Annotated in this window: 7 protein-coding genes; 5 read left to right on the top strand and 2 right to left on the bottom strand. The window is 70.8% G+C overall.

Annotation, left to right across the window (positions count from 1 at the left end; all coding sequences use genetic code 11):
* Both C1I95_RS35500 and C1I95_RS31210 read left to right on the top strand, forming a co-directional pair.
* Positions 1-1,028, top strand: a 1,028-nt coding sequence (locus C1I95_RS35500; protein ID WP_111219341.1) for a hypothetical protein, incomplete at its 5' end; no start/stop codon positions are given.
* Positions 1,029-1,123: 95 nt separating this feature from the next.
* The gene (locus C1I95_RS31210) at positions 1,124-1,852 is read left to right on the top strand and encodes an HD domain-containing protein (protein WP_111219339.1); all 729 of its coding nucleotides are present in this window, start codon (positions 1,124-1,126) and stop codon (positions 1,850-1,852) included.
* Between the two features lie 129 nt (positions 1,853-1,981).
* Here C1I95_RS31210 and C1I95_RS31205 read toward each other — a convergent pair whose 3' ends face one another.
* The gene (locus tag C1I95_RS31205; protein WP_111219337.1) at positions 1,982-2,530 is read right to left on the bottom strand and encodes a hypothetical protein; all 549 of its coding nucleotides are present in this window, start codon (positions 2,528-2,530) and stop codon (positions 1,982-1,984) included.
* 167 nt (positions 2,531-2,697) lie between these two features.
* Between C1I95_RS31205 and C1I95_RS31200 the strand changes: the two genes are divergently transcribed.
* On the top strand, positions 2,698-3,426 hold the full coding sequence (locus C1I95_RS31200) for a hypothetical protein (protein WP_146605915.1): 729 nt from the start codon (positions 2,698-2,700) through the stop codon (positions 3,424-3,426).
* Between the two features lie 119 nt (positions 3,427-3,545).
* On the opposite strand, the gene C1I95_RS31195 is transcribed toward C1I95_RS31200, so the two are convergent.
* Entirely contained in the window at positions 3,546-4,349 is an 804-nt protein-coding gene (locus C1I95_RS31195) for a hypothetical protein (protein ID WP_233513997.1), read from the bottom strand.
* Between the two features lie 510 nt (positions 4,350-4,859).
* Here C1I95_RS31195 and C1I95_RS31190 point away from each other — a divergent pair.
* Positions 4,860-5,090, top strand: coding sequence for a hypothetical protein (locus C1I95_RS31190; RefSeq protein WP_111219343.1), 231 nt, complete (start codon positions 4,860-4,862; stop codon positions 5,088-5,090).
* A gap of 192 nt (positions 5,091-5,282) precedes the next feature.
* Positions 5,283-5,760, top strand: a 478-nt coding sequence (locus C1I95_RS31185; protein WP_199523992.1) for a cellulose-binding domain-containing protein, incomplete at its 3' end; no start/stop codon positions are given.

The raw sequence follows: 5,760 nt of genomic DNA, 5'->3' as shown, positions 1-5,760 counted from the left end.
CGCCGGAAACGCCCCCCGCCGAGACCACCACCACCTCCGCTCCGAAGGCCACCTCCGCCGGGGCTACCGGCACCTCCGGTCCAGAGGCCGACTCCGCCGGGGCTACCGGAACCTCGGCTCGGGAGGCGGCCTCCGCCGACCGGTGGCGGCGACTGAGCGAACGGGCGACGGCGCTGCTGCTGGCCGTGGTCCGGTTCTGGCGCCGGGTGGTCCAGCTCTGGACGCGCATGGCCGACGCCCTCCAGGAGGAGGACTCCGGCCGGGCGTCGGTCGTACGAACCTCGACCGCGCCCCGCCGTCGCACCGAACGCCACGAAACGCCGGCACCGATCCGGGTCTCCGCGCAGGACGGTGTCTTCATCTTCGCCGTCGACGCCTTCGTCACCTGGTCGTCCGATCACCTCCCGTGGGAGGCGCTGACCAGCTACGCGCGCTACTTCATGCCGCACGTCACGGTACGGCTGGCGCACCTGGCGGCGGCACCGGCCGGCCAGCTCCCACCACATCGCACCGCCGAACTGGAGGCGACACTGCAGGGGTTGCTCCGCGCCGAAGGCCCGTGGCGGTACCCGCACGACGACGGGCCGGTCGAGTGTGTGGTCCGGGTCCGGGTCCGGCCCGATGAACGCGTCCGGGCGCTCACCATGCCCTACTTCGAACAGCTGATCAGGATCGACAGCGAGTTCGACGTACGGAAGCGGCGGGCGGAGCGCGCCGAGCAGCTCAGCCGGCAGGTGGTGACGATCCTGGAGGATCTCGCCGGCCGCCTCGCCGCCGACGGGCAGCAGCCGGACGGGAAGGTGGCCGGCGAGGTGGAAAGCCTGCTGGCCGAGCAGAAGGCCACCCTGCGGCGGCTCGAAGACCAGTTCCGTGCGGCGCTGCACGACAGCGACCTCTTCGGACCGACCACGTCGGGCGACATCCCGAAGCAGCGACCGTACGCGGAGCCGGCCGAGGCACCACCGCCGCCGGACGGCCAGACCGCGACAGACGACGGCTCGTCAGGTAACTCCAGACGGCCGCAGTGAGGATCCGGCCAGGGTGTCGCCCGGCCGGGTCGACGGCGGCACCTCGGCGGACAGCCGGTCCCCTGCCGATGGTGAAGATCGGATATAAGAAACGCATGGAACTGCCGCCGTACCTGGCCACCATGCCGATGCACGCGATCACCGAAATCCACGGCGAGGTCGGCCTGCGGGAGCGGTTCCGGCTGGAGAGCGAGGCGTTCGACGCCGACGGCCAGCGACGCCTCTGCGAGGCGCTGGACCTGGCCGCCAAGCTGCACCACGACGACCGGCGGTCCCGGGAGCCCTACCTCAACCATCTGCTCCGGGTGACGATCCGGATGATGCACCACTACCAGGTACGCGACCTCGACGTGATCGTCGCCGGGCTGCTGCACGACGCCGTCGAGGACCACCCCGCCGAGCTGGCCGGCGATCCCTCGGCCGCCGACCCGACCGTGGCGGCCCTGGCCGTGCTCGCCGACCGGTTCGGCCCGCGGGTGGCGCACCTGGTCGCCGCCGTCACCAACCCGCCGTGGGACCCGGCCCGGGACCGCAACGAGCAGTACCACGAGCATGTCGCCGCCAGCCTCGACCGGGAACCGTGGGCGCGGGTCATCAAGGTCTCCGACTTCACCGACAACGGCGTGGGGGTGATCCACTCCGTCGGCCCGAAGGTCGAGTCGTCGGCCCGCAAGTACCGCCCGCTGGTACCCGTCTTCCGCGACCTGGTCACCCGCCCCGACACTCCCCTGTCGGCACCGGTGAAGCAGCACATCCTCGATCAGCTCGACCTGGCCGAGGAACGCTTCAGCGCCATCCTCGACCAACCCGCCCACCGAACCTGAGCCGCTGGCTCCGGCCTGAGCAACCGCCCGGCCTGAGCCGCCACCCGGCTGAGGTGCCGCGCGGCCTGAATCGCCCGGCTCGCAGCACGCCGAACCGAGCCGTGCGTTCCCGCGCCAGCGGCTGGACGATCACCGCTCGGCTGGAGCGCCGGCATGCGAGGCACGGCCGTCCCTGAGCCTGCTCACCAGCAACGCCGCCTGGGCGACCGAGCCACCGCCGACACCGAGACCGCCGCGCGCCGCGTGGTAGAACTGGTCCCGCGCCTCGTTGGCCCGGTGCAGCAGGTCGGGCAGGTGGTCAGGGTTCTGCTGGCTACGGGCAAGGCGCTCGACTTCCCAGACCGCGTCCCGCCATGCCCGGGCCGCGGTCACCGTCGGCCCGTCGCCGAGCAGCAGGACGTTCTCCCAGGCGATCGTGTGCCGGAAGTCGGCCTCGGCCAACGCGGCGAGTTCCTCGTCCCGGTCGAGGTAGCCGCCGATCAACCGGCTGGCGATGGTGTGCACCTCCTTGAGCGCCCGCGCGAACTCGGCGTACGCGTCCAGCCGCCGCTCGTCCCACCGCACCGTCTGACGCCGACGCCACCGCGACCGGTCGGCCAGCGACGTGGCGAGGATCGTGCCGACGGTGCCGACCAGCACACCGAGCAGTGCGGGCAACTGCGCGACGAGGCTCCCCATGGCGCAAAGCCTGCCAGCCGCCGTCAACGCAGCACAGTCGTCCAGCGCGGCACGAACAGCACTCGGTCCGGCGCCTCGATGCCACAGCCAGCGGCTGCCGCAGCCTATGCTCTGCCGAGTGCCTGATCTTGGGCACAGCGGATACCGAGAGGGGCTCAGACATGCGCATGGCGCGCATCTTCGTCTCCGCAGCTGTCGTGGGCATCCTGCTCGCCGGCTGCGGTGGTCAGAACGGCAGCGGCACGTCGTCACCCGGTCCGTCGGAGTCGGTTGCGGCCGCCAGCAACGGCGTCGCGGATCTCACTGCGGAGGAGATCCTGACGAAGGCGACAGCCGCTCTGGAAACGGCGCGGTCGTACCAGTTCAAGGGCGAGATGGGGGGCGACGACGGCTTGATGTCCATCGACCTCAAGGTCGACGGCGAGGATGTGGCCGCTTCGCTCGTCCAGGCCGGCAGCACCATCCACGTGCTCGTGGTGGACGGCCAACCGTACTTCAAGGCGAACGCCAAGTTCTGGAAGGAGATGGCCGGCGAAGAGGGCGCGGGCATGGCCAAGCTGGTCGGTGGCCGGTGGGTCAAGGTCGACCCGGACGACAAGGCTTTTGCCGATCTCTTCCTGCTCGCCGACCCGCGCGAGATGCTCGCGGTCGAAGGGGGGGTCGTCAAGGGCGAGAGCAAGACCATCGACGCCGGCCCGGCAATCGCGCTCGTCAGCAAGGAGGACGACAGCACGCTGTACGTGGCGACGACCGGCGAGCCGCGTCCGCTGCTCATCGTCGGACCCGGCAACGAGGGCGAGGTGGTCATCAGCCGGTTCGGGGATTCCTTCCCCGAGATCAAGGTCCCGGCCGAGAGCGAGGTCCTCGACTTCACCGAGTTCTCGTCCAACCCCTGATGCCGCCAGACGGGGTCGCATCCGGCCTCCCGTGATCGTTGGCAGCCCGGCTGCTGAACGCTCGACGTGTCGAGTTGCCAGGCTGCCAACGATCAGCGGAACCACTGACGGGGGACGGGTCAGGAGGTGAACTTTTCGAGCGCGAGCTCGATGGCGGCGGTGTCCGGCTGGGCGTACGCCTTCATGGTCGTCCTGTTGTACGAGATGAAGCTCGGGCAGCGGACGGCCGGGGCGTTGATCCGGCCACCGTCACCGATCTTCTCGCCGGTCTTGGCGGCGTGGAAGGTCAAGGTGTAGCGCGAGGAGATGTAGTCGACGGTGACCTGCTTGTCGTCACGGTCCTTGTAGTCGCACTTGCGGGGCTCGCCCTCGCTGCCCTCCTCGAAGGCGAGACAGCCGACGACCGACACCGTCGCCCAGTCGGCGGTCTTGGCGTAGTACGGCTTGTTGACGCCGACCGACTTGCCCAGCCAGGACTCCGGACGATCCGGCGAGTTGGCGTAGGTGTAGACCTTGGCACCCTTCGCGTCGCTGTACGGCGCGGCGTTGAGGATCGGGCTGCCCTCGCACACCGCCTTCATGTCGCTGGAGCTGCGGGCGGTGATCGCGTTGTTGTTGTCGGGCTGCTCCTCGGCCGGCGGCGCGCTCGACGGAGCGCCCTGCTCGGCGGGTGCGGAACTCGAGCCGCCCACGGACGGCGCCGGTTCGTCGTCGTCACCCAGCATGAAGTAGCCGATGGTGCCGCCGCAGGCGATGAGGACCGCCATCACGGCGGCGCCGATGCCCAGGCCGAGCCAGAGCCCGGTGTTCGAGGACTTCTGGGGCGGAACACCGTACGGCGGGGGTGGTGGCGGGACCGGCGCACCGAACTGCGGCGGGTAGCCGGGCGCGCCGGCCTGCCCGATCGGGGAGCCGGGCGGCATCGGTTGGCCGATCGGGGAGCCAGGCGGCGGCTGACCAACTGGCGAACCGGGTGGGACCGGTTGCCCGACCGGTGAGCCGGGTGGGGCGCCCCACGCGGCGGCGTTCGGGTCCGGCTGCCCTCCGTACGGAGAGTGACTGTCACTCATTCGTAGCCCTTGTCAAGTCGAGAGGTTCACTGGCACATGATCAGGGCCAGGGTAGTGAGCAGCACAAATCAGGCCCGACTTCGCATTTGGCGGGGTCCGCACTGTGGACGGACCCGTCGGGAGCTTCGTCACCGTGGGTGTCACCAGGCGAGTCACGGTCCAGCCGAGGGATGACCTACGCACGAACGGGCCAGCCGCCAACACGTTCGGTCCCCCGTCCCGCACGACGGGTAAGGCAACGATCCGGCAACGACCACGCATTGGCCAAGACCAACTCCGAACCGGCAGGGCTGCCGGGCGGGTGGATCTCGTGTGGGCGGGCGCGCGGCGGGTACCTACTCCGACACCGGCGAGGAGGGCGACATGACCGACCCCAGGTACACGCCGATCGCGGTCACCGCGGCCGGCAAGCTGATCGAGGACGACGGCGAGCCGGCCGGCGGGGAGGTGGTCGGCGCGGACGACGCGGCGGCCGACGCGGCCCGGGCCGGGGCCGACGTCGACCTGACCGGAGCGCAGCGGGACACCGACCCGACCCCGGTCGGGGCCGCCGACGCCGAGGCCGACCGGCGACGCGCCGCCGGGGAGGCGTGACCCGGCCGTGGCGGCGTGACGCCACCGGGGCACTTTCCTGGGCGCCGCAGGCCGGCGAGAGTTCGATGTATGGAAATATTGCGTGACTGTTTCGCAACATCGTAGGCTGCCGTGGGAGCGCTCCCGGCCCTCCGTCCGATGTCACCGGAGATGCCGTACCCCACCACCACGACCAGATTGCGATGGTCCACCATGAAGCATCCTCCGCGCCGCTTCCGGCGCCTGTTGGTCGCGGCCGGCACCGTCGGGGCGCTGACCCTCGGCGCGCTGGCGTCCCTGCCCGCCACCAACGCGATGGCCGCCACCGGCTGCGCCGTGACCTACACGACGAACAGCTGGTCCGGCGGGTTCACCGCGAGCGTCACGATCACCAACCTGGGCGACGCGGTCAGCAGTTGGACCCTCGGGTTCGCCTTCCCGGACAGCGGCCAGCGCCTGACGCAGGGCTGGTCGGCGACGTGGAGCCAGAGCAGCCGCACCGTCACGGCGCAGAGCATGAGCTGGAACGGTGCGTTGTCCACCGGGGCCAGCACCAACATCGGCTTCAACGGCAGCTTCACCGGCAGCAACCCGGCGCCGGCCTCGTTCACCCTCAACGGCACGGTCTGCACCGGCTCGACCACGCCGACCACCCCGCCGCCGAGCACTCCCCCACCGACCACGCCGCCAC

Source organism: Micromonospora craterilacus (assembly GCF_003236315.1).
Lineage (GTDB): Bacteria > Actinomycetota > Actinomycetes > Mycobacteriales > Micromonosporaceae > Micromonospora > Micromonospora craterilacus.
Note: the sequence above shows the minus strand (reverse complement) of the source record. Positions and strands in the feature narration are given on the sequence as shown.